Below are 22,675 nucleotides of genomic sequence, written 5' to 3' on the forward strand. Positions count from 1 at the left end.
CTTCGAACACTCGGGCACAGCATAAGCCGTGCCCGATGTCCGTGCGTGCCTACGTTTTCTCGCTTTTGGGGTTTTGTGGCCGCCGCTGCCGTCGGGGGGCCGTGATCAGACGCCGCCGTGCGGGTGGGTCGGGTCGACCCACAGCACCGACTCGGGCTTCTCGACCGGTTCGATGTCGAGATTGACCGCTACCGCCTCGCCATCGCTGCGGCAAAGCACGCATTCGAGCGCCTCGGTCGTGCTGGCATTGATCTCCTGGTGCGGCACGTACGGCGGCACGTAGATGAAATCGCCCGGCCCCGCCTCGGCCGTGAATTCGAGGTGCTCGCCCCAGCGCATGCGCGCGCGCCCGCGCACGACGTAGATCACGGATTCGAGGTGCCCGTGGTGGTGGGCACCGGTCTTCGCGTTGGCATGGATGGTCACCGTTCCGGCCCAGAGCTTCTGGGCGCCGACGCGCGCGAAGTTGATCGCCGCGGCCCGGTTCATACCGGGCGTCTGTGCCGTGTTGGTATCGAGCCGGTTGCCGGGAATCACGCGCACGCCGTCGTGCTTCCAGGCGGGGCTGTCAGCCTCGTGGTCATGATCGGAGTGTTCGTGGCTCATGGTGGACGCCTCGTGGCCGACGAAGTCAGGCCCGTTGGTGAAACACCGCGGAACCGGCTTTGCCGGGCCGCTGGTGTTGCCCCCGGTAGCCACATTCAGGCCGGACTGCCGTTGAGCATCTGCTGCAATTCGCCCGACTCGTACATTTCCATCAGGATGTCCGAGCCGCCGACGAATTCGCCCTTCACGTAGAGCTGCGGGATCGTCGGCCAGTTGCTGTATTCCTTGATGCCCTGGCGGATGGCGTCGTCCTCGAGCACATTGACGGTCTTGAGCGTGCGCGTGTCGACGCCCACGGCCTTGAGGATCTGGATCGCGCGGCCCGAGAAGCCGCACATCGGGAAGCTGGCATTGCCCTTCATGAAGAGCACAAGATCGTTGGTCTTGACGAGATCGTCGATACGTTGCTGGGCGTCGGTCATGGGGGACTCCAAAAAGTAAGCTGGGCGGATTATTTCACCGTGCGCCAGATCCCGCCGGAGCAGCGTGCGATGCCGGCGAGGTCGTCGCGGCTTTGGACTTCGGCGAAGCCGCCGGCTGCCAGCAGTTCACGGACCTGGGCGGCCTGGTCGTAGCCGTGTTCGAGCAGCAGCCAGCCGCCGTCCCGCAGATGCTGCGGCGCGGCCTGGACGATGCGCCGGATGTCGTCGAGGCCATCCGGCCCCGAGACCAGGGCGCCCGGCGGTTCGTGGCGCAGGGCGGCCAGGTGGGCATCGCCGGCCGCGACGTAGGGCGGGTTCGAAACTACCAGGTCGTAGCCGGTGCCGGCGCCGTCCAGCCAGTCGGCTTCGATCCAGCGGACGGCCAAGCCGAGCCGCTGTGCATTGGCACGGGCAACCGCCAGGGCATCGGCGCTGGCATCCACCGCCGTGACCTGCGCATCGGGGCGGGCGTGCCGGATGGCCAGCGCGATCGCGCCGCTGCCCGTGCCGAGGTCGATCACGGACGGTGCCGTGCAGCCTTCCAGGCATTGCAGCGCCCAGTCGACCAGGGTTTCGGTGTCTGGCCGGGGCACCAGGACGCGGGCGTCGACCAGGAGGCCGAGCCCGTGGAACTCTTTCTCGCCGACCAGGTAGGCGACCGGTTCGCCGGCGACGCGGCGGGCACAGAGCTCGGCGAAGCGCAGCCAGGCGCTTTCCGCCAGCGCGTCCGTGTCGTGCGCCAGCAGCCAGGCGCGGTCGTCCAAGGCGCGGCCCAGCGCATGCAGCAGCAGCAACTGGGCATCGAGCCGCTCCACCCCCAGCGCCGCGGCGGCGGCGAGCATCTCTGCCGCGGTGGAGGGCGAATTCGAAACCGGCGGCATCACGCGGGCAGGCTCGCTTCCAGCTCCGCCAGCTGTTCGGCCTCGCGCGCCGACTGCAGCGCCGCCAGCACGTCGCCGAGGTCGCCTTCCATGATCGCCTGCAGCTTGTAGAGCGTGAGGTTGATGCGGTGGTCGGTGAGCCGGCCCTGCGGGAAGTTGTAGGTGCGGATGCGGTCGGAGCGGTCGCCGCTGCCGATCAGGCCTTTGCGCAGGGCGGCGTCCTTGGCCGCGCGCTCGCTGCGATCTTTTTCCTGGATGCGTGCCGACAGCACCTGCAGCGCCTTGGCCTTGTTGCGGTGCTGGCTGCGGTCATCCTGGCACTCGGCGACGATGCCGGTGGGGATGTGCGTGATGCGCACCGCCGAATCGGTCTTGTTGATGTGCTGGCCGCCGGCTCCGCTCGCGCGGTAGGTGTCGATGCGCAGGTCGGCCGGGTTGATCTGCACGGCCACCGTTTCGTCGGGCTCGGCCAGCACGGCGACGGTGCAGGCGCTGGTGTGGATGCGGCCCTGGGTCTCGGTCGCGGGCACGCGCTGCACGCGATGGCCGCCGGACTCGAAGCGCAGCTTGCCGAAGACCTCGTCGCCCGCGATGCGCACCACCACTTCCTTGTAGCCGCCGAGCTCGCTCTCGCTTTCGCTCACGATCTCGCAGCGCCAGCCGGTGCGCTCGGCATAGCGCGTGTACATGCGAAGCAGGTCGCCGGCGAACAGCGCCGACTCGTCGCCGCCGGTGCCCGCGCGGATTTCGAGGAAGGCGTTGCGCGCGTCGTCCGGATCCTTGGGCAGCAGCAGGCGCTGCAGCTCGTCCTCGAGCTGCAGCAGCTCGGCTTCGGCGCTCGCGATCTCCTCCTGCGCCATCTCGGCCATGTCGGCGTCGCCGAGCATCTCCCGCGCACCGGCCAGGTCCGATTCGCGCTGCAGGTAGCGCGCGTAGCGGCCCGCGATCTGCGTCACCTCGGCATGCTCGCGCGAGATGGTCCGGTATTGCGCCATGTCGGACATGATGTCCTCGCGTGAAAGCAGGAAGTCGAGTTCGCCGAGGCGTTGCGCGTAGCGCTCGAGTTGGTGGCGGAGAAAGGGTTTCACGAGAGGGGGCGGAAAGCGGGAAGAACGGGCCGCGCGATGCGCACGGCGGCGGGCATGGGTTGCGGCGTGCGCAACCGGCACGGCCGGCGTCGCTAACGCTCTTTGCGCAGGAAGAGCCGCGAGATGGCCTGCGCCGTGTGCTCGCGCGCGCTGGCGTCGCCGGCATGCAGCTCGGCCATCGCGCCGTGCAGCATCTTCTGAGTGAGGCCGCGCGACAGCGCCTCCAGCACGGCCTCGACCGGCTCGCCCTTGGCCAGCAGCTTGCGTGCGCGGGCCAGTTCCATGGCGCGCCATTCGTCGGTCTGGGCATTGAGCTGCTGGATCAGCGGCACGGTGCCGCGCTGGTCGAGCCAGTGCATGAAGCTGCGCACACCGGCGTCGATGATGACTTCGGCCTCTGCCACCGCGGCTAGGCGGCTGGCGTGGCCCTGCTGAACCACCTGCGCCAGGTCGTCGACCGTGTAGAGGTAGATGTCTTCGAGCGCCTTGACTTCGGGCTCGATGTCGCGCGGCACGGCCAGGTCGACCATGAACATCGGGCGGTGCTTGCGCAGCTTCAGCGCGCGTTCGACGGCGCCGAGCCCGATCAGCGGCAGGGTGCTTGCCGTGCAGCTCACGACGATGTCGAATTCGGCCAGGCGCTGAGGCAGGTCGGCCAGCCGCATGGCTTCGCCGCCGAAGCGCGAGGCCAGTTTTTCGCCGCGCTCGAGCGTCCGGTTGGCGATGACGATGGACTTCGGCTCCTTGGCCGCGAAATGGGTCGCCGCCAGGTCGATCATTTCGCCCGCGCCCACGAACAGCACGCGCGTCTGCTTCAGGTCCTCGAACAGCTGCGCCGCCAGCCGGACGGCGGCGGCGGCCATGCTGATCGAATGGGCGCCGATCTCGGTGGCGGTGCGCACCTCCTTGGCGACGGCGAAGGAGCGCTGGAACAGCTGGTTCAGCGTGCTGCCCAGCGCGCCGGCGGTTTCGGCGGCGCGCACGGCGTCCTTCATCTGGCCGAGGATCTGGGCCTCGCCCAGCACCATCGAATCGAGGCCGGCAGCGACGCGGAAGGCGTGGCGCGCAGCCTGGTCGTCGTGCAGCGCATAGGCATGCGAGCGCAGCAGGGCCGGGGCGACGCCGCCGCTCTGGGCCAGCCACTCGACCGTGTGGTCGAGCGCCAAGTGCTCGGCGGCGCAGTAGATCTCGGTGCGGTTGCAGGTCGAGATGATGGCGGCCTCCACGTCGGGATGCCGGTGGGAGCCGAAGGAACGCCGCAGGCTCTGCAGCGTGGGGGCAATCTGGTCGATCGCGAACGCGAACCGACCGCGCAGGTCAAGCGGCGCGGTCGTGTGGTTCAAGCCGAGAGCCCAGACTGACATAACCGGTGATTATAAAATCCGCCGCCGCCATAGGCCGCCGCATCCGCGGATGACCCGAAAACCGGCGGCCCCTTTGCCTTCGATGTCCGCGCTCGACCTGCTGTTCCATTTGCTCAACTTTGCGGCGCCGGCCTTCTTCGTCGCGCTACTGCTCGCAGTGCTGTTTCGGCTTGCCATGCACAAGCGCAGCACTGCGACCGGGTTGTGGACGCAGCTCGCCGTCAACTTCGCTGCCGGCCTGGCCGTGCTGATCGCCGGCCTGGTCTTCTTCGGCCGTGACGGGCAGATGGCGACCTATGCCGCGCTGGTGGCGGTCTGCGGCACCGTCCAGTGGTGGCTCCTGCGCGGCTGGCGCGGTTGAACCGAGCTTCGGCTCAAACCGGCAAGGGCGGCGTCGGCGCGGGCCGCGCCGGCGGCTCCGTCGGCGACATCACCATGGTGGGCACCGCCAGCGGCAGGCCGGCCGCCTTCAGCAGGTCGAGGATGGCGAAGAGCAGGTCGCTGCGCACCCCGCCGGCCAGGCGCGGGCTCTGCACGTAGGCGATCGCCTGGAAGATCAGCATGCCGTTCTCGATGCCCTCGAGCGTGACCGTGGGCGCGGGCGAGGGCAGCACGCCGGCATGATCTGCACAGGCCGCCAGCATCAGGTCGCGCGTGCGCTGGGCGTCGGTGTTGAGCGGCATCGGCAGGCGAATCAGCACGCGGCCCTCGGCGTTGGCCAGCGTCATGTTGCGCACGGTCTTGGTGATGAACTCCGAGTTCGGCACGATCAGCGTGGAGCGGTCGCCCAGCTGGATCTCGGTGGCGCGCACGTTGATGCGTCGCACATCTCCTTCGGCATTGCCCAGCACCACCCAGTCGCCGACCTTGACCGGGCGCTCGGCCAGCAGGATCAGCCCGGAGATGAAGTTCTGCACGATCGCCTGCAGCCCGAAGCCGATGCCGACCGACAGTGCGCTCGCCACCCAGGCGATGCGCTCGATGCCGATGCCCAGCGCCGACAGCGCGAAGGCGACCACCAGGATGCCGCCCACGTAGCCGAGCAGCGTCGTGATCGAGCTCTGCATGCCGGGCTCGAGCGCGGTTTGCGGCAGGTAGTGCGCCTCCAGCCACTTCTTGATCACGCGCAGCGCGACGAAGCCGACCGCCAGCACCGCGACCGCGCTGAAGATCGCGCCCGGCACCAGCTGGAACTCGCCGACCTTGAAGCCGGTACCGAACTGGCCGCTGCGCTGAAACACCTCGCCCGGCCCGGTGCCCAGCGGCGTGGCCAGCGCGATCAGCATGTAGAAGAAAAGCGCGACGCGGGCCAGGCCCGAAAGCACCACGGCCGCCTGGTCCAGCGTGCGCGGCGCGAAACCGAAGCTCTTCTGCAGCTTCTGGCCGAAGCTGCTGCGCGAGGCCACGGTGGCCATGAACAGGTCGTCGGCGAACTTGAAGAGCAAATAGAAGGCCGAGGCGACGATGCCAGTCCAGGTCAGCTGGTTGGCCAGGAAGCTGGCCAGCGCCACGTAGCCCAAGGCCACCAGCACCCAGATCACAACCACCGCCAGCGCCACGGCGCTCAGCAGGAAGCTGATCCACATCGGCCGCTCCGGCTCGGCGGGCGGCGCTTCGGCCTGCGGCTTGCCCCCCTCCGCGGCGGCCGCGGCATGCGTCGGCACGCCGCGGGGTTCGTGCAGGCGCAGCAGCATCGTGCCGATCAGCGCGGTCAGCGCGAGCGCCGTCACGACATGCGTCGCAACCGCGGCCGCGAAGCTGGCGTCCACCACGGCATTGACCTGGCTGGGCACCCAGACCAGCACCGCGATCAAGGCCGTGAGCCAGGGGAAGGGCGCCAGGCGCCTGGCCATGGAATCGGGGATGGGCGGCAGTCGCCACGAGGGCCGGCCGTTGGACAAGAGTGCGCGGCCCAGCCCGACCACAAAGGCGATGAAGATGATGGACTGCACCACCGCCTGGGCCAGCTTGCGGATCTGCGGCCCCCAAACGCCGTGGCGGTCCAACGTGGCGAAGACGCCCTGTGCCGCCAGCGCGATGAGCAGCACGTTGACGCCGACCACCGCGATCACTAGCAGCGAGCGGCGCAGCCGCCCGGCCGGCAGCACGCGCACGGCCAGCCGCATCAGGCCGCGTTCCGCCGCCCAGTTGCCCAGCAGCGCCAGCAGCAGCGCGACGCCCAGGCTCGCCAGCACTCCGATGCGGTGCTCTGGCGCCCGCGCGGTGTCGAAGCCGGCCAGCAGCTCGTCGCGAAGGCTGGCCAGGCGCTCCACGTCGGCGGGCCAGGCGTCGGCGATGTCGAACCAGAACTGGCGGCCGAGCGGCGAGGGCGCGCGCTCGGTGAGCTGGGCCTCGAACAGCGCGCGGCGCTTGGCCAGCAGCTCGCTGCCGCGCTGCTGTGCATCGACCGTGATCAGCCGCGCCAGGCGGATGTCGGCATCGAGCGCGTTGCGTTCCCTCAGCAGCGCGGCGCGCTGGCGGGTGATGTCGGGGTCCTCGGGCGGGGCGCCCGCGGCTGGCGGGTCCCCCAATTCGCCCAGCCGCGCATTGAGGTCGTTGAGCTGCCCGGTGCGCGAGGCGACGAACTTGTCGGCCTGGGCACCGATGGCGTTGATGCGGGCGATGAGCTCGCGCACCTCGGCGTTGGTCTCGACGGAGGCAGGGATGCGGTCGAGCTGGGCCCGCAGGTCGGCCACTGTGGCCTCCGGCGGGGCGGTGGTGCTCTGTGCAAAGGCGCCGCCGCAGAGGACGGCGGCCAGCAGCAGGGCCGCGAGGCGGTGCATCCAACTCATGGCTTCATCATAGAAGGGCTTCGCGCCGGCCCTGCGCGCCGGCTCAGGCCGCAGGACTGAAGCGGTCGACGCGGTCGGTGATGATGCCGTCGGTGCCGAGAGCGATCAGCCGCTTCGCCAACCACTCGTCGTTGACGGTATAGCTCAGCGCGCGCAGGCCGGCGGCGTGCACCTGCGCCACCGTGGCGGCATCCCACAGCGCGTAGTTGCAGACGACCGCGGCGCAATCGAGCCGGCGCGCGGTGTCGAGCCAGCCGTCCCGCAGCGTGTCGAGCAGCAGGCCGCGCGGCAGTTCGGGCTGGGCCGACCGCGCACCCTCCAGGGATTCGGGCGCGAAGGAGGTCAGGAGGGGCGGCGCGACGGCCGAGCCGGCCCACAGCCGCGCCGCGAGCTGCGCGACACGTCCGCCGGTGTTCAGTTCGACGCCCGGCGTCGGCTTGATCTCGATGTTGAGGGCATAGCTGTTGGCGAGGCAGAAGCGGATCAGGGCTTCGAGACTGGGCAGCGGCTCGCCGGCATAGCGGCGCGAATGCCAGGCGCCGGCGTCGAGCTGCGCCAGCTCCGACCATGCACGCTCGCCGGCGACGCCATGGCCGCTGCTGGTGCGTTGCAGCGTGCTGTCGTGCAACAGGAAGGGGACGCCGTCGGCGCTGAGCTTCGCATCGCACTCGAACATGCGGTAGCCGTGCTCGGCGCCGAGGCGGAAGGCGGCAAGGGTGTTCTCGGGAGCCAGCTTGCCGGCGCCGCGGTGGGCGATCCAGAAAGGGTAGGGCCAGGGGGTCATGCCGCGCGTTTGCCCGACCCGGCGTCGAACCAATGCAGCTTGTCCTGGCGCGCGGCAATCCGGACCGTATCGCCGGTGACCGGCGGCGTCTGGCTCTCGTCGGTGCGCATGATCAGCTGCTCTTCGCCGATGCGGCCGTAGATCAGCCGCTCGGCGCCCAGCAGTTCGACGTACTCGACCTGCACCGGCCAGCCGTCCGCATCGAGGGTCAGATGCTCGGGACGGATGCCGAGGATCGTGCCCGGCCGCACGCCGGGCGCGTGCTTCAGCAGGTTCATCGGCGGCGAACCGATGAAGCTCGCGACGAAGGTGGTGGCGGGGCGCGCATACACCTCCTCGGGCGTGCCGAACTGGTCCATCACGCCGGCGTTCATCACGATGATGCGCTGCGCGAGAGTCATGGCCTCGACCTGGTCGTGCGTGACGAAGAGCGAGGTGATGCCCAGCTCGCGGTGCAGCTTCTGGATCTCGAGGCGGGTCTGCGCGCGCAGCTTGGCGTCGAGGTTGGAGAGCGGCTCGTCGAACAGGAAGACCTGCGGCTGCCGCACGATCGCGCGGCCCATCGCCACGCGCTGGCGCTGGCCGCCCGAGAGCTCGCGCGGCTTGCGTTCGAGCAGGTGGCCGAGCTCGAGGATCTTGGCGGCCTTGTCCACGCGCGCCTTGATCTCGTCCTTGGGCACCTTCGCGATCTTGAGCCCGTACGCCATGTTGTCGAAATTCGACATGTGCGGATACAGCGCGTAGTTCTGGAACACCATCGCGATGTCGCGCTGGGCCGGCTCGATGTTGTTGACTACGCGGTTGCCGATCGCGATCTCGCCCGCGCTGATTTCCTCCAGGCCCGCGACCATGCGCAAGAGCGTGGATTTGCCGCAGCCCGAAGGGCCGACGATGACGACGAACTCGCCGTCGTTGACGTCGGCCGAGACGCCGTGGATGACCTGGTTGGCCTTGGCCCCGTGGCCGTAGCGCTTGATGACGTTGCGAAGAGAGATGGCAGCCATTGCGTCGTTTGCTTCTTTGTCGGTTACTTCTCGGTATCCACGAGGCCCTTGACGAACCAGCGCTGCATCAGCACCACCACGATCGCCGGCGGCACCAGCGCCAGGATGGCGGTGGCCATCACCAGGTTCCAGTCCACCGCTGCGTCGCCCGAGGCGATCATTCGCTTGATGCCGATCACCACCGGGTACATGTCCTCGCTGGTGGTGGCCAAGAGCGGCCACAGGTACTGATTCCATCCGTAGATGAACTGGATCACGAACAGTGCGGCGATCGATGTCTGCGACAGCGGCACCAGGATGTCCTTGAAGAAGCGCATCGGCCCGGCGCCGTCCATGCGGGCTGCCTCCACCAGTTCGTCGGGCACGGAGAGGAAGAACTGCCGAAACAGGAAGGTGGCAGTGGCCGACGCGATCAGCGGTATCGTCAGTCCCGCGTAGGTGTTGAGCATGTTGAGGTCTGCCAGCACCTTGTAGGTCGGCAGGATGCGCACCTCCACCGGCAGCATCAAGGTCACGAAGATCATCCAGAAGACGATCTTCTTGAACGGAAAGCGGAAGTACACGATGGCGAAGGCCGACAGCAGCGAGATCGCGATCTTGCCGATGCTGATGACGAGCGCCGTGACCAGGCTGATCCACATCATGCGGCCCACCACCACGCGCGCGCCCTGGGTGTCGGCGCCCAGCAGGGCAGCGCTGTAGTTCTCGAACATGTGGCCGCCCGGCAGGAGCGGCATCGGCACCCGCAGGATCTCGTCGCGCGTGTGGGTGGATGCGACGAAGGCCAGGTAGATGGGGAAGGCCACGATGGCGATGCCCAGGATCAGCACCACATGCGACAGGAAGGTGAGGCCGGGGCGGCGTTCAACCATGGTGTTGCCTCCGGGAAAGGGCGATGGATCGGGCGATCATCAGTACTGGACCTTCTTTTCGACGTAGCGGAACTGGATCACCGTCAGCGCGACGACGATCACCATCAGCACCACCGACTGCGCGGCCGAGCCGCCCAGGTCCAGCGCCTTGAAGCCGTCGTGCCAGACCTTGTAGACCAGGATCGCGGTGTCACGCCCTGGCCCGCCCTCGGTCGTCGCATGCACGATCGCGAAGGTGTCGAAGAAGGCGTAGACGATATTGATCACCAGCAGGAAGAAGGTGGTGGGCGACAGCAGCGGAAACTGGATCGTGATGAAGCGCCGAAGCGGCCCGGCGCCATCGATGGCGGCGGCCTCGATCAGTGCCTTGGGAATGGACTGCAGGCCGGCGAGGAAGAACAGGAAGTTGTAGGAGATCTGCTTCCAAACGGCGGCCACCACGATCAGCGTGAGGGCGTGGTTGGAGTTGAGCAGGTGGTTCCAGTCCATGCCCATGTAGCGCAGAAAGTACGACACCACGCCGATGCTGGGCGAGAACATGAATACCCACAGCACGCCCGCAATGGCCGGCGCCACCGCGTAGGGAATGATCAGGAAAGTCTTGTAGACCAGGCCGCCTCGCAGGATGCGGTCGGCGAAGATGGCCAGCATCAACGACAGCGCGATGCCGATCCCAGCCACCAGAACCGAAAAGAGCGCCGTGACCTTGAAGGACTCGATGTAGGCCGGGTCGTCGAACAGGGTCTGGAAGTTCTCCAGGCCGACGAAGGCGGTGGAGATGCCGAAGGCATCCTCCGACTGCATCGATTGCCAGATGGCCTGGCTTGCCGGCCAGAAGAAGAACACCAGGATCACCGCCATCTGCGGCGCGACCAGCAGCCAGGGCAGCCAGGCCGACCGGAAAAGAACGCGTTTCTCCATACCTCTCCAAACCCTCAACAACGAAACGCCCGCCCTCGGTTCTTCCAATGAGGGCGGGCGTGCGAGTCTACAGCGGCGCTCACCTCACCGGCAGGCACCCTCCTCGCTTGGCGGGGAGGGCAGGGTGGGGTGCCATTACTGCCGCGAAGCGAACAAGGGCGCTAGCCCTTGTTCGCTTTCTGGAAGCGCTCGAGTTGCTCGTCGCCGCGCTTGACGGCGGCGTCGAGTGCCTCCTTGGCGCTCCTCTTGCCGCTCCAGATCTGCTCGGTTTCCTCGTCGACGATGGTGCGGATCTGCACGAAACTGCCCAGGCGGACGCCGCGCGACTTGTCGGTGGTCTTGCGGATCATCTGCGTCACGGCCACGTCGGTGCCCGGCTTCTCCTTGTAGAAGCCCGAGGCCTCGGTCAGCTTGTAGGCGGCCGTGGTGATGGGCAGGTAGCCGGTGCGTTTGTGGCTCTCGGCCTGCACCTTGGTGTCGGACAGGAAGTTGAAGAAGCTGGCCACGCCCTTGTAGTGGTCGGCCGGCTTGCCGGACATCACCCACAGGCTGGCGCCGCCGATCACCGTGTTCTGCGGTGCGCCCTTCACGTCAGGGTAGTAGGGCAGGGTCGAGATGCCGTACTTGAACTTGGCGTCCTTGGCCACGCGGGCATACAGACCCGACGAGCCGGTCATCATCGCGCACTCGCCGGAGGGGAAGGCGGCGTCGGCCGTGTTGTTGCGGCCCTTGTAGACGAAGGTGCCGTCCTTCGACATCTTCGCCAGGTTCTCGAAATGGCGCACTTGCAGCGGCGAGTTGAAGGCCAGACGTGCACTGGTGCCGCCGAAGCCGTTGTTCTGCGTCGCGTACAGGGTGTTGTGCCAAGCCGAGAAACTTTCCAGTTGGGTCCAGCTCATCCAGCTCGTGGTGAAGGGGCACTTGTGGCCGCTGGCCTTGAGCTTGTCGGCCGCCGCCATGACTTCGGGCCAGGTGGTGGGCGCCTTCTCAGGGTCCAGGCCGGCCGCCTTGAAGGCATCCTTGTTGTAATAGAAGATCGTGGTCGAGCTGTTGAACGGGAAGCTCAGCATCTGGCCGTTCGGCGCCGTGTAGTAACCGGCGACCGCGGGCACGTAGACGCTGGGATCGAACTTGGCCCCGCCCGAGCTCATCACTTCGCCCACCGGCTTGATGGCCCCCTTGGAAGCCATCATGGTCGCGGTGCCCACCTCGAACACCTGCAGGATGTCAGGTGCATTGCCCGAGCGGTAGGCGGCGATGGCGGCCGTCATCGACTCATCGTACTGGCCCTTGTAGGTGGCCACGACCTTGTAGTCCTTCTGGCTCTCGTTGTATTGCTTGGCCAGGTCGTTGACCCATTCGCCGAGCGGGCCGCTCATGGAATGCCACCACTGGATCTCGGTCTGCGCCATCGCCGGTGCGAAGAGGGTTGCCGCAAGCGCCGATGCCACGGCGAGCGTTTTGAATCGCATGAAGACTCCTGAAGAAAAAGAAAGCGCGAATGCTAGGCGGCACGTATGACACGGCAGCGTCACATTTGTCGCACGCGCTTCAGGGGTTCACCAGACGGGGAAACCCTTTTCAGGGGCATGGCCGGCAGCGGGTGCTTGCTGCATTGCACCATGCTAGCATCGCCCTCCGTTTTTTCTGGCCCGTCGCCGGGGCTTCCATGAGCAAGACCTCCCTCGACAAGAGCAAGATCAAGTTCCTTCTGCTCGAAGGCATCCATCCATCGGCCGTCGATGTGCTGCGGGCCGCGGGCTACTCGAATATCGAGACGCTGGCCGGTGCGCTGCCCGAGGCGGAACTCAAGGCCCGCATCGCCGACGTGCACTTCCTGGGCATCCGCTCGCGGACTCAATTGACGGCCGAGGTATTTGCCGCCGCGCAGAAGCTGGTCGCGGTCGGCGCCTTTTGCATCGGCACCAACCAGATCGACCTGGATGCGGCGCGCGAGCACGGCGTGGCGGTCTTCAACGCGCCTTACTCCAACACGCGCTCGGTGGCCGAGCTGGTGCTGGCCGAGGCCATCCTTCTCTTGCGCGGCGTGCCGGAGAAGAGCGCGGTGGCGCATCGCGGCGGCTGGCTCAAGTCGGCCGAGAACGCCTTCGAGATCCGCGGCAAGACGCTGGGCATCGTGGGCTACGGCTCCATCGGCGCGCAGCTGTCGGTGCTGGCGGAGGCGCTCGGCATGCAAGTCGCCTTCTATGACGTGGTCACCAAGCTCCCGCTGGGCAACGCGCGCCAGGTGCGCGACCTGCACGATCTGCTGTCGCAAAGCGACATCGTGACACTGCACGTGCCCGAGACCCAGGCCACGCAATGGATGATCGGTGCGCCCGAACTCGCCGCCATGAAGCCCGGCGCAATCCTGATCAATGCCTCGCGCGGCACCGTGGTCGAGATCGATGCGCTGGCCGAGGTGCTCAAGCAGAAGAGGCTCCTGGGCGCCGCGATCGACGTGTTCCCGGTCGAGCCGCGCAGCAACAAGGACGAATTCCAGTCGCCGCTGCGCGGGCTGGACAACGTGATCCTCACGCCGCACATCGGCGGCTCGACGATGGAGGCGCAGGCCAACATCGGCCTCGAGGTGGCCGAGAAACTGGTGAAGTACAGCGACAACGGCACCTCGACCTCCTCGGTCAACTTCCCCGAGGTGGCGCTGCCGGCGCATCCGGGCAAGCATCGGCTGCTGCACATCCACCGCAACGTGCCGGGTGTGCTGTCCGATATCAACCGCGTGTTCGCCGAGAACAAGATCAACATCGCCTCGCAGTTCCTGCAGACCAACGAGAAGGTGGGCTACGTGGTGACCGACATCGATGCCGCCTATTCCGACCTGGCACTCGAAAAGCTGGCGAAGGTGCCCGGCACCATCCGCAGCCGAGTGCTGTTCTAGGCGCCCGGGCAAGGCCCCCGGGCCTGACTTAAAATCGAGCGCCCTGGTTCATGGGCGCGCAGCGCCCGACCGAGGCCACTCCCCCGATGAATGCTCCGACCGCGTTGACGGCGTTGTTGTCGCAGGCCGAAGAGCCCGCGCGACTGCGTGAGATCCCTTACAACTACACGAGTTTTTCCGATCGCGAGATCGTGATCCGCCTCCTGGGCGAGCGCGGCTGGGAACTGCTGCAGACGCTGCGGGCCGAGCGCCGCACCGGCCGTTCGGCGCGCATGCTCTACGAGGTGCTGGGCGACATCTGGGTGGTGCAGCGCAATCCCTATCTGGTCGACGACCTGCTGGACAACCCGCGCCGTCGCGGCCAGCTGGTCGATGCGCTCAACCACCGCCTGTCCGAGGTGCAGAAGCGCCGCACCCCGAACGCGGCCGCGCAGCGCGACGCGCTGGTCGGCGAGCTCACCGCGCTGGTGGCCCAGGCGGTGCAGGCCTTCGACACCATGTTCCGCGACGTCGCGGCGCTCCGGCGCAAGGCCACGCGCGCGCTGGGCCGGCTCACGGCCAAGGACAACATCAAGTTCGACGGCCTCTCGCGCGTGTCGCACGTGACGGATGCGACCGACTGGCGGGTCGAATACCCCTTCGTCGTGCTCACGCCCGACACCGAGGCCGAGATGGCCGGGCTGGTCAAGGGCTGCATCGAGCTGGGGCTCACCATCATTCCGCGCGGCGGCGGCACCGGCTACACCGGCGGCGCGATCCCGCTGACCTGGAATAGCGCCGTCATCAACACCGAGAAGCTCGAGGCCATGACCGAGGTCGAGATGGTCTCGCTGCCCGGCCTCGAGGCTCCGGTGCCCACCGTCTGGACCGAAGCCGGCGTGGTCACGCAGCGGGTGGCCGATGCCGCCGAGCGCGCGGGCTTCGTGTTCGCGGTCGACCCCACCTCGGCCGAAGCCTCCTGCGTCGGCGGCAATGTCGCGATGAACGCGGGCGGCAAGAAGGCCGTGCTCTGGGGCACCGCGCTCGACAACCTGGCCTCCTGGCGCATGGTGACACCCGAGGCCGAGTGGCTGGAAGTCACGCGCATCGGCCACAACCTCGGCAAGATTCACGACGCCGACAGTGCCGTCTTCGAGCTGCAGTACTTCGCGGCCGACGGCAAGACCCGGCTGCGCAACGAGCGGCTCGAGATCGTCGGCAAGACCTTCCGCAAGGAAGGCCTGGGCAAGGACGTGACCGACAAGTTCCTCTCGGGCCTGCCCGGCATCCAGAAGGAAGGCTGCGACGGCCTCATCACCAGCGCGCGCTGGGTGGTGCACCGCATGCCGGCGCACACGCGCACGGTCTGCCTGGAGTTCTTCGGCAATGCCAAGGACGCGGTACCCAGCATCGTCGAGATCAAGGATTTCATGTTCGCCGAGCAGAAGCGCTCCGGTGTGCTGCTGGCAGGCCTGGAGCACCTGGACGACCGCTACCTCAAGGCGGTCGGCTACGCGACCAAGTCCAAGAAGCACGGCGGCCTGCCGAAGATGGTGCTGTTCGGCGACATCGCCGGCGACGATGCCGATGCGGTCGCGCGCGTCACCTCCGAAGTGGTGCGCATTGCCAACTCGCGCAGCGGCGAGGGCTTCATCGCGATCAGCCCCGAGGCGCGCAAGAAGTTCTGGCTCGACCGCAAGCGCACGGCTGCGATCAGCAAGCACACCAACGCCTTCAAGATCAATGAGGACGTGGTGATCCCGCTGCCGCGCATGGCCGAGTACACCGACGGCATCGAGCGCATCAACATCGAGCTCTCGCTTCAGAACAAGCTCGCGCTCGCCGACGAGCTCGAGGCCTTCTTCACGCGCGGCAACCTGCCGCTCGGCAAGAGCGACGATGCCAGCGAGATTGCGTCGGCCGAGCTGCTCGAAGACCGCGTCGCGCAGGCGCTGGCGCTGGTGCGCGAGGTGCGCGCGCTCTGGCGCGGCTGGCTGGAGCAGGTGGACACGCTGTTCCCGCAGCTGCAGGACCATTCCCTGCGCGCGAGCTGGAGAACGCAGATCCGCGCGCCGCTTGCGGCCATCTTCAGCGGCGCCGAGTTCGCGCCGATCCTGGCCGAGTGCAATGCGATCCACCAGCGCGTGCTCAAGGGCCGCGTCTGGATCGCGCTGCACATGCACGCCGGCGACGGCAACGTGCACACCAACATCCCAGTCAACAGCGACAACTACGAGATGCTGCAGACTGCGCATGCCGCGGTGGCCCGCATCATGGTTCTGGCGCGCAGCCTCGACGGCGTGATCTCGGGCGAGCACGGCATCGGCATCACCAAGCTCGAATTCCTTTCCGACGAAGAACTGCAGCCTTTCACCGACTACAAGAAGCGGGTCGACCCGGAAGGGCGCTTCAACAAGGGCAAGCTGCTGCGTCCGATGATCGGCGACGGCGGCCCGCTGCATGCCGACCTGACCAACGCCTACACGCCGAGCTTCGGCCTCATGGGCCACGAGTCGCTGATCATGCAGCAGAGCGACATCGGCGCCATTGCCGACAGCGTGAAGGACTGCCTGCGCTGCGGCAAGTGCAAGCCGGTGTGTGCGACCCACGTGCCGCGTGCCAACCTGCTCTACTCGCCACGCAACAAGATCCTCGCGACCTCGCTGCTGGTCGAGGCTTTCCTGTACGAGGAACAGACCCGGCGCGGCGTCAGCATCAAGCATTGGGAAGAGTTCGAGGACGTGGCCGACCACTGCACGGTGTGCCACAAGTGCCTGACGCCGTGCCCGGTCGACATCGACTTCGGCGACGTGTCGATGAACATGCGCAACCTGCTGCGCAAGATGGGCCAGAAGTCCTTCCGTCCCGGCAATGCGGCGGCGATGTTCTTCCTCAACGCCACCAATCCGCAGACCATCAAGATGATGCGCACCGGCATGGTCGACATCGGCTTCAAGGCGCAGCGCCTGGCCAACGACCTGCTGCGCGGCCTCGCGAAGAAACAGACCGCGGCCCCGCCGGCGACGTTGGGCCCGGCGCCGGTCAAGGAGCAGGTGATCCACTTCATCAACAAGAAGATGCCGGGCGGCTTGCCCAAGCAGACCGCGCGCGCGCTGCTCGACATCGAGGATGCCGACTACGTGCCGATCATCCGCAACCCGAAGGCGACCACCTCCGAGACCGAGGCAGTGTTCTATTTCCCGGGTTGCGGCTCGGAGCGTCTTTTTTCGCAGGTGGGACTGGCCACGCAGGCGATGCTGTGGCACGCCGGCGTGCAGACCGTGCTGCCGCCCGGCTACCTCTGCTGCGGCTACCCCCAGCGCGGCAGCGGCCAGTACGACAAGGCGGAGAAGATGATCACGGACAACCGCGTGCTCTTCCACCGCGTGGCCAACACGCTGAACTACCTCGACATCAAGACCGTGGTGGTGAGCTGCGGCACCTGCTACGACCAGCTGCAGGGCTACCAGTTCGACAAGATCTTCCCGGGCTGCCGGATCATCGACATCCACGAGTACCTGCTCGAGAAGGGCATCACGCTCGGCGACGCTGGCGTTGGGGGTTACCTGTACCACGACCCCTGCCACAGCCCGATGAAGCTGCAGGACCCGCTGAAGACGGTGAGGGCGCTAGTCGGCGACCAGGTCCTCAAGAACGACCGCTGCTGCGGCGAATCCGGCACGCTCGGCGTGACGCGCCCGGACATCTCGACGCAGATCCGCTTCCGCAAGGAGGAGGAGCTGAAGAAGGGCGAGGCCGCACTGCGCGACAGCGGCATGGTCGCGCCCAAGGCCAACGTCAAGATCCTCACCAGCTGCCCGAGCTGCCTGCAGGGCCTGAGCCGCTACGGCAACGACCTGAACAACGGCCTGCTCGAGGCCGACTACATCGTGGTCGAGATGGCCAACAAGATCCTCGGCGACGACTGGATGCCCGAGTACGTTGCGGCGGCAAACCAGGGCGGCATCGAGCGCGTGCTGGTATGAGTGCCGTCGCGGGCTGTCCTTTGTGCGACGACACCGGCGGCCGCTTGGTTTTCGAGGCGGCGAAGTTTCGCGTCATCCATGCGGCGGAAGCGGGCTTTCCTGCGTTCTATCGCGTGGTCTGGAAAGACCACGTGGCCGAGTGGTCCGACCTGAGCGCCCAAGACCGCGCGCTGTGCATGGAAGCCGTGACCGTGGTCGAACAAAGCCTGCGCGATGCGCTGGCGCCGGTCAAGATCAACCTCGCGGCCCTGGGCAACATGGTGCCGCACCTGCACTGGCACGTGATCGCGCGCTTCGATTGGGACCCACGCTTTCCGGGCTCGGTCTGGGCCGAAGTGCAGCGCGAGCGCGATCCGGAACGCGAGGCCGGAATCGAGGTCAAACTACCGGCGCTGGAACGCGAGATGGTCCAGCGCCTGGCGACTAGGAGTTTTTGATGGCAGGTTTGCAAGCCGGCGCACCGACGCCGCAATCGATCACCGTGCACAACCAGTCGCGCGTGCTGGAGGTCGGTTTTTCCGACGGCGCCACCTTCCGCATCCCCTTCGAGCTGATGCGCATCTATTCGCCCTCGGCGGAAGTGCAGGGGCACGGGCCGGGCCAGGAGGTGTTGCAGACCGGCAAGCGCAACGTCGGGCTGCTGGACCTGCAGCCGGTCGGCAACTACGCGGTGCAGCCGAGCTTCTCCGACGGCCACGACACCGGCATCTTCTCGTGGGACCTTCTGTACGAGCTGGGCGCCAAGCAGGACGAACTCTGGGCCGAGTACGAGCGGCGTCTGGCCGCGGCGGGCGTCGACCGCGACGCGCCGATGGCCGACAAGGGCGGCCACGCCTGCGGCAGCCACTAAACGGTCGGGCGCGCCGTCCTTCGGCCGAAAGCAACGAATGACCGCCGTCGTCGCGGGGTCGTCGGCTTGATGTGAACGCTTCCGGCCTAACATCGGGTGCATGAGCAGTACCCATTTCGGTTTCGAGACGGTCGAGGAAAGCGACAAGGCGCAGCGCGTGCGCGGCGTGTTCGACTCGGTCGCGACGCGCTACGACCTCATGAACGACCTGATGTCGGCAGGCCTGCACCGTGCCTGGAAGGCCTACACGATCATGGTCGCCAATGTGGGCGAGGGCTCGAAGGTGCTCGACATCGCGGGCGGCACCGGCGACCTCGCGCTGGCCTTCGCGAAGAAGGTGGGCATGAGCGGCGAGGTGGTGCACACCGACATCAACGAAGCCATGCTGCGCACCGGCCGCGACCGCTTGCTCGATGCCGGCGTCGCGCTGCCCACGCTGGTTTGCGATGCCGAGAAGCTGCCCTTCCCCGACGATCACTTCGATGTCGTGAGCGTCGCCTTCGGCCTGCGCAACATGACGCACAAGGATCTTGCGCTGAAGGAAATGAACCGCGTGCTCAAGCCGCGCGGCAAGCTGCTGGTGCTCGAGTTCTCCAAAGTCGCCAAGCCGCTTTCGAAGGCCTACGACTGGTATTCGTTCAAGGTGCTGCCGCTGCTCGGCAAGGTGGTGGCGGGCGACGATGCGAGCTACCGCTACCTGGCCGAGTCGATCCGGATGCATCCCTCGCAGGAGGAGCTCAAGACCCTCATGAAAGAGGGCGGTTTCGGACATGTGGACTATCACAACATGACCGGTGGCGTCGTCGCCCTGCATGTTGGAATCAAGTGCTGATGAAGTAATTTTTTGCCGAAAGAGGAGACGTCATGAAAAGTTTTTGGTCCGTTTTGCTGGTGTGTGCGCTGGCGGCCGTGAGCATCGATGCCGACGCACGCCGCCTGGGCGGCGGAAAGTCGGTCGGCAAGCAGTCGGGCAACGTGACGCAGCGTGAAGCCACGCCCACTGCGCCGGCCACGCCTGGCGCCCCCGCACAGAACGTCAACAGCGCTGCGGCCAAGCCGGCCGCGGCCGCGCCCGCTGCGGCGGCACCCAAGCGTCCGTGGGCCGGCATGCTCGGCGGCCTGGCCGCCGGCCTCGGCCTGGCCTGGCTTGCGCACTCGCTCGGCCTGGGCGCAGCCTTCGGCAATGTCCTGCTGATCCTCCTGCTGGTGGTCGCGGCGGTGGTCGTGTGGCGCATCTTCGCGGCGCGCTCGCGTGCCAACGGCGCATCGCGCAGCGGCGGCTTCGCCTTCCAGGGCGCGGGCCATCCCGCCAACGCGACAGCGCCTTCGCAGTACAGCCCGAACAACGTCGGCAACGACGCCTCCGCCCGTCCGTGGGAGCACAACACCGCCGCCTTCGATGCCAGCTCGGCACAGCAGCCCGACCACCCGGCCGAGCGCAGCACCGGCGGTTCGTCGATGGCGGGCGCGGCAGCGGCCGGCGGCAGCCTGATCGGTTCCGCCTTGGGCGGTGCGCAGTCCTGGGGCATTCCGGCCGGCTTCGATGCCGACGGCTTCCTCGCTGCTGCCAAGCGCAACTTCGTGACGCTTCAGGACGCCTGGGACCGCGCCGACATCGGCACCCTGCGTTCGATGATGACCGACGGCATGGTCGGCGAGATCCGCCAGCAGCTGGCCGAGCGCGAGAACCACACGGGCGGCCAGCCGAACAAGACCGAGGTCGTGATGCTGGACGCCAAGCTGCTGGGCATCGAGGAACTGCCCGATGCCTACCTGGCCAGCGTCGAGTTCTCCGGCATGATCCGCGAGGACGTGTCCTCCGGCCCGAGCCCCTTCCGCGAGGTCTGGAACATGACAAAGCCGACCAGCGGCACGAGCGGCTGGCTGGTGGCGGGCGTGCAAGCCCTGCAGTAAGAGAGACCTGCCCGGCGGCCGCCCGCCGGGCCGCGCCCCGAGTCGCCGCCGGAGGCGGCGCCCCTTCAGCCCGTCCAAGCCTGCGCAAGCAGGCTTGGAGCTGCGGGCTTCAGCCCCTCCGGGGGTGGAGTTACACGGAGCGAAGCGCAGTGAAAAGCCGGGGGCAAATAGTTCATCGGGAATAATGGGGACATGGTCACACCATCGTCCCCATTTTCTTTTCTCGAGGACTTCGTCAACCGCGTCGGCAGCCGCCTGCAGCCGCCGGATTGGGTCGTCCACGAGGTCCAGCACCGCGCCGTGCTGTTTCTCAACCACGTGCTGCAGCAGGAACCCGAGGCTCAGCAGCGGCTGATGCGCCAGCAAGGGCGTGTGGTCCAGTTCGAATGGCGCTTCGTCACGATGAAGTTCGTGGCCACGCCGGCCGGCCTGCTTGACCTGGCGCCCGCGGACGCCCTCTCCGAGCTCACGCTCGCGGTGACCGAGGAATCCCCATTCGGCCTCGCGCGGGCCGCGTTTCGCGGCGACAAGCCGCCGGTGCGCATCGAAGGCGACGTGCAACTGGCGGCCGAGGTCAACTGGCTGGTCGACCACGTGCGCTGGGACGTCGAGGATGACCTGGCGCGCCTGATCGGCGACGTTCCCGCCCACACCATTGCCACCGGCGCCCGGCGCGTGGTGGCGGCACTGCGGCAGTTCGTCGGTGAGCGCGGCGGCAAGGCCGCCGGGCCCGCAGGCCCCGAATGAGGCGTTTCTACCGCGGCATCGTCATCGTCCTGGTCGCGCTGCGCTACGGCCTCGACGAGCTTGTGCTCACGAGCTTCCAGAAACCCTGGCTGCGCGTGGTGGCGCGCGTCGTCTCCGTCGGCCGCAATCTCGACGCGCCGCGCGGCCAGCGCCTGCGCGAGGCGCTGGAGAGCCTGGGGCCGATCTTCGTGAAGTTCGGGCAGGTGCTGTCGACGCGGCGCGACCTGCTGCCGTCCGACATCGCGGACGAGCTGGCCTGGCTGCAGGACCGCGTGCCGCCCTTCGATTCGAAGGTGGCGATCGCGACCATCGAGCGCGCCTTCCGCCGGCCGGTCGGCGAGATCTTCGTGCAGTTCGACGAGACGCCGGTGGCCAGCGCCTCGATCGCGCAGGTGCATTTCGCGACCATCCGCGATTCCGGCGGCGCCGTGCGCGAGGTCGCGGTCAAGGTGCTGCGGCCCGGCATGCGCAGCGTGATCGAGAAGGACCTGGAGCTCATGGCCATGATGGCCGCCTGGGTGGAAGGATTGTCGACCGACGCTAAGCGGCTCAAGCCGCGCGAGGTGGTCGCAGAGTTCGACAAGTACCTGCACGACGAGCTCGACCTGGTGCGCGAGGCCGCCAACGCCGCCCAGTTGCGGCGCAACATGAGCAAGCTCGAACTGGTGATGATTCCCGAGATGCTCTGGGACTTCTGCCATCCCGAGGTGATCGTGATGGAGCGCATGAAGGGCGTGCCCATTGCTCAGCTCGACCGCCTGCGGGCCGCCGGGGTCGACATCCCGAAGCTGGCACGCGACGGCGTCACCATCTTCTTCACGCAGGTGTTCCGCGACGGCTTCTTCCATGCCGACATGCATCCGGGCAACATCCAGGTCAGCCTGGATCCGGCCACTTTCGGGCGCTACATCTCGCTGGACTTCGGCATCATCGGCACGCTGACCGAGTCCGACAAGGAGTATTTGGCGCAGAACTTCGCCGCCTTCTTCAGGCGCGACTACAAGCGCGTGGCCGAGCTGCACCTCGAGAGCGGCTGGGTGCCGGAGGGCACGCGCATCGACGAGCTCGAGGGCGCGATCCGCACCGTGTGCGAGCCTTACTTCGACCGGCCGCTGAAGGAGATCTCGCTCGGCATGGTCCTGATGCGCCTGTTCCAGACCTCGCGCCGCTTCCATGTCGAGATCCAGCCGCAGCTGGTGCTGCTGCAGAAGACCCTGCTCAACATCGAGGGCCTGGGCCGCCAGCTCGATCCCGAGCTGGACCTCTGGCACACGGCCAAGCCCTTCCTCGAGAAGTGGATGAGCGACCAGATCGGCCCGCGCAAGCTGCTGGAGCAGCTGCGCGCCGAGGCGCCGCGCTACGCCAAGCTGCTGCCCCAGCTGCCTCGGCTTCTGCACGATTTCCTGGAAAATCGGCCGGCCGACCACCGGCGCGAACTGATCGAACTGCTGGCCGCTCAAAAGCGGACCAACCGGCTTCTGCAAGCCATCATCTACGGTGGCATAGGTTTTGTATTGGGGTTGATCGCGATGCAGGTGCTGGTGCGCGTGCGTCTTTTCTGAGAGG

20 protein-coding genes are annotated in these 22,675 nt (G+C 67.3%); 9 read left to right on the forward strand and 11 right to left on the reverse strand.

Annotated elements, in window-relative coordinates; translation table 11 throughout:
- Positions 1–105: 105 nt before the first annotated feature.
- The 5 genes from AC3A6B_RS11415 to hemA all read right to left on the reverse strand — a co-directional run bounded on the left by AC3A6B_RS11415 (position 106) and on the right by hemA (position 4,361).
- Positions 106–606 (reverse strand): cupin domain-containing protein, encoded by a 501-nt coding sequence (locus tag AC3A6B_RS11415; protein WP_487836820.1) that lies wholly within the window; start codon positions 604–606, stop codon positions 106–108.
- 95 nt (positions 607–701) lie between these two features.
- Positions 702–1,028, reverse strand: a complete 327-nt coding sequence (grxD, locus tag AC3A6B_RS11420; RefSeq protein ID WP_126837402.1) for a Grx4 family monothiol glutaredoxin — start codon at positions 1,026–1,028, stop codon at positions 702–704.
- Positions 1,029–1,057: 29 nt separating this feature from the next.
- Positions 1,058–1,909, reverse strand: a complete 852-nt coding sequence (gene prmC / locus AC3A6B_RS11425; RefSeq protein ID WP_487836821.1) for a peptide chain release factor N(5)-glutamine methyltransferase — start codon at positions 1,907–1,909, stop codon at positions 1,058–1,060.
- The gene (prfA, locus tag AC3A6B_RS11430) at positions 1,909–2,997 is read right to left on the reverse strand and encodes a peptide chain release factor 1 (protein WP_487836822.1); all 1,089 of its coding nucleotides are present in this window, start codon (positions 2,995–2,997) and stop codon (positions 1,909–1,911) included. Before prfA ends, prmC begins: the two co-directional genes overlap by 1 nt.
- Positions 2,998–3,089: 92 nt before the next feature.
- Entirely contained in the window at positions 3,090–4,361 is a 1,272-nt protein-coding gene (gene hemA / locus AC3A6B_RS11435; protein WP_487836823.1) for a glutamyl-tRNA reductase, read from the reverse strand.
- A gap of 82 nt (positions 4,362–4,443) precedes the next feature.
- On the opposite strand from hemA, the gene AC3A6B_RS11440 reads away from it, so the two are divergent.
- Entirely contained in the window at positions 4,444–4,722 is a 279-nt protein-coding gene (locus AC3A6B_RS11440; protein ID WP_487836824.1) for a hypothetical protein, read from the forward strand.
- A 13-nt stretch (positions 4,723–4,735) separates the two neighbouring features.
- Here the strand turns inward: AC3A6B_RS11440 and AC3A6B_RS11445 are convergent, their stop codons facing one another.
- The 6 genes from AC3A6B_RS11445 to ugpB form a co-directional block, all read right to left on the reverse strand.
- Positions 4,736–7,153: a DUF3772 domain-containing protein gene (locus AC3A6B_RS11445; protein WP_487836825.1), complete on the reverse strand. Its 2,418-nt coding sequence runs from the start codon at positions 7,151–7,153 to the stop codon at positions 4,736–4,738.
- A 43-nt stretch (positions 7,154–7,196) separates the two neighbouring features.
- Positions 7,197–7,937 (reverse strand): glycerophosphodiester phosphodiesterase, encoded by a 741-nt coding sequence (gene ugpQ, locus AC3A6B_RS11450; RefSeq protein ID WP_487836826.1) that lies wholly within the window; start codon positions 7,935–7,937, stop codon positions 7,197–7,199.
- Positions 7,934–8,941 (reverse strand): sn-glycerol-3-phosphate import ATP-binding protein UgpC, encoded by a 1,008-nt coding sequence (locus tag AC3A6B_RS11455; RefSeq protein ID WP_487836827.1) that lies wholly within the window; start codon positions 8,939–8,941, stop codon positions 7,934–7,936. The genes ugpQ and AC3A6B_RS11455 overlap by 4 nt, the downstream gene beginning before the upstream one ends.
- Positions 8,942–8,964: 23 nt before the next feature.
- On the reverse strand, positions 8,965–9,813 hold the full coding sequence (gene ugpE / locus AC3A6B_RS11460) for a sn-glycerol-3-phosphate ABC transporter permease UgpE (protein WP_487836828.1): 849 nt from the start codon (positions 9,811–9,813) through the stop codon (positions 8,965–8,967).
- 39 nt (positions 9,814–9,852) lie between these two features.
- Positions 9,853–10,734: a sn-glycerol-3-phosphate ABC transporter permease UgpA gene (gene ugpA, locus AC3A6B_RS11465; RefSeq protein WP_487836829.1), complete on the reverse strand. Its 882-nt coding sequence runs from the start codon at positions 10,732–10,734 to the stop codon at positions 9,853–9,855.
- A 161-nt stretch (positions 10,735–10,895) separates the two neighbouring features.
- Positions 10,896–12,206 carry a sn-glycerol-3-phosphate ABC transporter substrate-binding protein UgpB gene (ugpB, locus tag AC3A6B_RS11470; protein ID WP_487836830.1) on the reverse strand — a complete coding sequence of 437 codons (1,311 nt, stop codon included), beginning with the start codon at positions 12,204–12,206 and terminating at the stop codon, positions 10,896–10,898.
- A gap of 197 nt (positions 12,207–12,403) precedes the next feature.
- Here ugpB and serA point away from each other — a divergent pair, with 197 nt between their 5' ends.
- The 8 genes from serA to ubiB all read left to right on the forward strand — a co-directional run bounded on the left by serA (position 12,404) and on the right by ubiB (position 22,671).
- Complete coding sequence (gene serA / locus AC3A6B_RS11475; RefSeq protein WP_487836831.1) at positions 12,404–13,633, forward strand: phosphoglycerate dehydrogenase; 1,230 nt, start codon at positions 12,404–12,406, stop codon at positions 13,631–13,633.
- A gap of 86 nt (positions 13,634–13,719) precedes the next feature.
- Positions 13,720–17,598, forward strand: a complete 3,879-nt coding sequence (locus AC3A6B_RS11480; protein ID WP_487836832.1) for a DUF3683 domain-containing protein — start codon at positions 13,720–13,722, stop codon at positions 17,596–17,598.
- The gene (locus AC3A6B_RS11485; RefSeq protein WP_487836833.1) at positions 17,595–18,035 is read left to right on the forward strand and encodes an HIT family protein; all 441 of its coding nucleotides are present in this window, start codon (positions 17,595–17,597) and stop codon (positions 18,033–18,035) included. Before AC3A6B_RS11480 ends, AC3A6B_RS11485 begins: the two co-directional genes overlap by 4 nt.
- Positions 18,035–18,448, forward strand: coding sequence for a gamma-butyrobetaine hydroxylase family protein (locus AC3A6B_RS11490; protein ID WP_487836834.1), 414 nt, complete (start codon positions 18,035–18,037; stop codon positions 18,446–18,448). The genes AC3A6B_RS11485 and AC3A6B_RS11490 overlap by 1 nt, the downstream gene beginning before the upstream one ends.
- A gap of 100 nt (positions 18,449–18,548) precedes the next feature.
- Entirely contained in the window at positions 18,549–19,280 is a 732-nt protein-coding gene (ubiE, locus tag AC3A6B_RS11495) for a bifunctional demethylmenaquinone methyltransferase/2-methoxy-6-polyprenyl-1,4-benzoquinol methylase UbiE (protein WP_487836835.1), read from the forward strand.
- A gap of 32 nt (positions 19,281–19,312) precedes the next feature.
- Entirely contained in the window at positions 19,313–20,362 is a 1,050-nt protein-coding gene (locus AC3A6B_RS11500) for a Tim44 domain-containing protein (protein ID WP_487836836.1), read from the forward strand.
- Between the two features lie 192 nt (positions 20,363–20,554).
- Positions 20,555–21,109, forward strand: a complete 555-nt coding sequence (locus AC3A6B_RS11505) for a ubiquinone biosynthesis accessory factor UbiJ (protein WP_487836837.1) — start codon at positions 20,555–20,557, stop codon at positions 21,107–21,109.
- Positions 21,106–22,671, forward strand: coding sequence for a ubiquinone biosynthesis regulatory protein kinase UbiB (gene ubiB, locus AC3A6B_RS11510; RefSeq protein ID WP_487836838.1), 1,566 nt, complete (start codon positions 21,106–21,108; stop codon positions 22,669–22,671). The genes AC3A6B_RS11505 and ubiB overlap by 4 nt, the downstream gene beginning before the upstream one ends.
- Positions 22,672–22,675 lie beyond the last annotated feature (4 nt).

The sequence above is a fragment of the Variovorax sp. Soil_C_33 genome (genome assembly GCF_057656935.1).

What these genes read in the sequence shown, in the direction of transcription:
- AC3A6B_RS11500 (WP_487836836.1), top strand. Translation starts at nt 19,313, where the DNA reads ATGAAAAGTTTTTGGTCCGTTTTGCTGGTGTGTGCGCTGGCGGCCGTG.
- AC3A6B_RS11455 (WP_487836827.1), bottom strand. Translation starts at nt 8,941, where the DNA reads ATGGCTGCCATCTCTCTTCGCAACGTCATCAAGCGCTACGGCCACGGG.
- AC3A6B_RS11445 (WP_487836825.1), bottom strand. Translation starts at nt 7,153, where the DNA reads ATGAGTTGGATGCACCGCCTCGCGGCCCTGCTGCTGGCCGCCGTCCTC.
- AC3A6B_RS11440 (WP_487836824.1), top strand. Translation starts at nt 4,444, where the DNA reads ATGTCCGCGCTCGACCTGCTGTTCCATTTGCTCAACTTTGCGGCGCCG.
- AC3A6B_RS11480 (WP_487836832.1), top strand. Translation starts at nt 13,720, where the DNA reads ATGAATGCTCCGACCGCGTTGACGGCGTTGTTGTCGCAGGCCGAAGAG.
- ugpQ (WP_487836826.1), bottom strand. Translation starts at nt 7,937, where the DNA reads ATGACCCCCTGGCCCTACCCTTTCTGGATCGCCCACCGCGGCGCCGGC.
- AC3A6B_RS11485 (WP_487836833.1), top strand. Translation starts at nt 17,595, where the DNA reads ATGAGTGCCGTCGCGGGCTGTCCTTTGTGCGACGACACCGGCGGCCGC.
- prmC (WP_487836821.1), bottom strand. Translation starts at nt 1,909, where the DNA reads ATGCCGCCGGTTTCGAATTCGCCCTCCACCGCGGCAGAGATGCTCGCC.
- hemA (WP_487836823.1), bottom strand. Translation starts at nt 4,361, where the DNA reads ATGTCAGTCTGGGCTCTCGGCTTGAACCACACGACCGCGCCGCTTGAC.
- AC3A6B_RS11490 (WP_487836834.1), top strand. Translation starts at nt 18,035, where the DNA reads ATGGCAGGTTTGCAAGCCGGCGCACCGACGCCGCAATCGATCACCGTG.
- AC3A6B_RS11415 (WP_487836820.1), bottom strand. Translation starts at nt 606, where the DNA reads ATGAGCCACGAACACTCCGATCATGACCACGAGGCTGACAGCCCCGCC.
- ugpB (WP_487836830.1), bottom strand. Translation starts at nt 12,206, where the DNA reads ATGCGATTCAAAACGCTCGCCGTGGCATCGGCGCTTGCGGCAACCCTC.
- ubiB (WP_487836838.1), top strand. Translation starts at nt 21,106, where the DNA reads ATGAGGCGTTTCTACCGCGGCATCGTCATCGTCCTGGTCGCGCTGCGC.
- serA (WP_487836831.1), top strand. Translation starts at nt 12,404, where the DNA reads ATGAGCAAGACCTCCCTCGACAAGAGCAAGATCAAGTTCCTTCTGCTC.
- ubiE (WP_487836835.1), top strand. Translation starts at nt 18,549, where the DNA reads ATGAGCAGTACCCATTTCGGTTTCGAGACGGTCGAGGAAAGCGACAAG.
- AC3A6B_RS11505 (WP_487836837.1), top strand. Translation starts at nt 20,555, where the DNA reads ATGGTCACACCATCGTCCCCATTTTCTTTTCTCGAGGACTTCGTCAAC.
- ugpA (WP_487836829.1), bottom strand. Translation starts at nt 10,734, where the DNA reads ATGGAGAAACGCGTTCTTTTCCGGTCGGCCTGGCTGCCCTGGCTGCTG.
- ugpE (WP_487836828.1), bottom strand. Translation starts at nt 9,813, where the DNA reads ATGGTTGAACGCCGCCCCGGCCTCACCTTCCTGTCGCATGTGGTGCTG.
- grxD (WP_126837402.1), bottom strand. Translation starts at nt 1,028, where the DNA reads ATGACCGACGCCCAGCAACGTATCGACGATCTCGTCAAGACCAACGAT.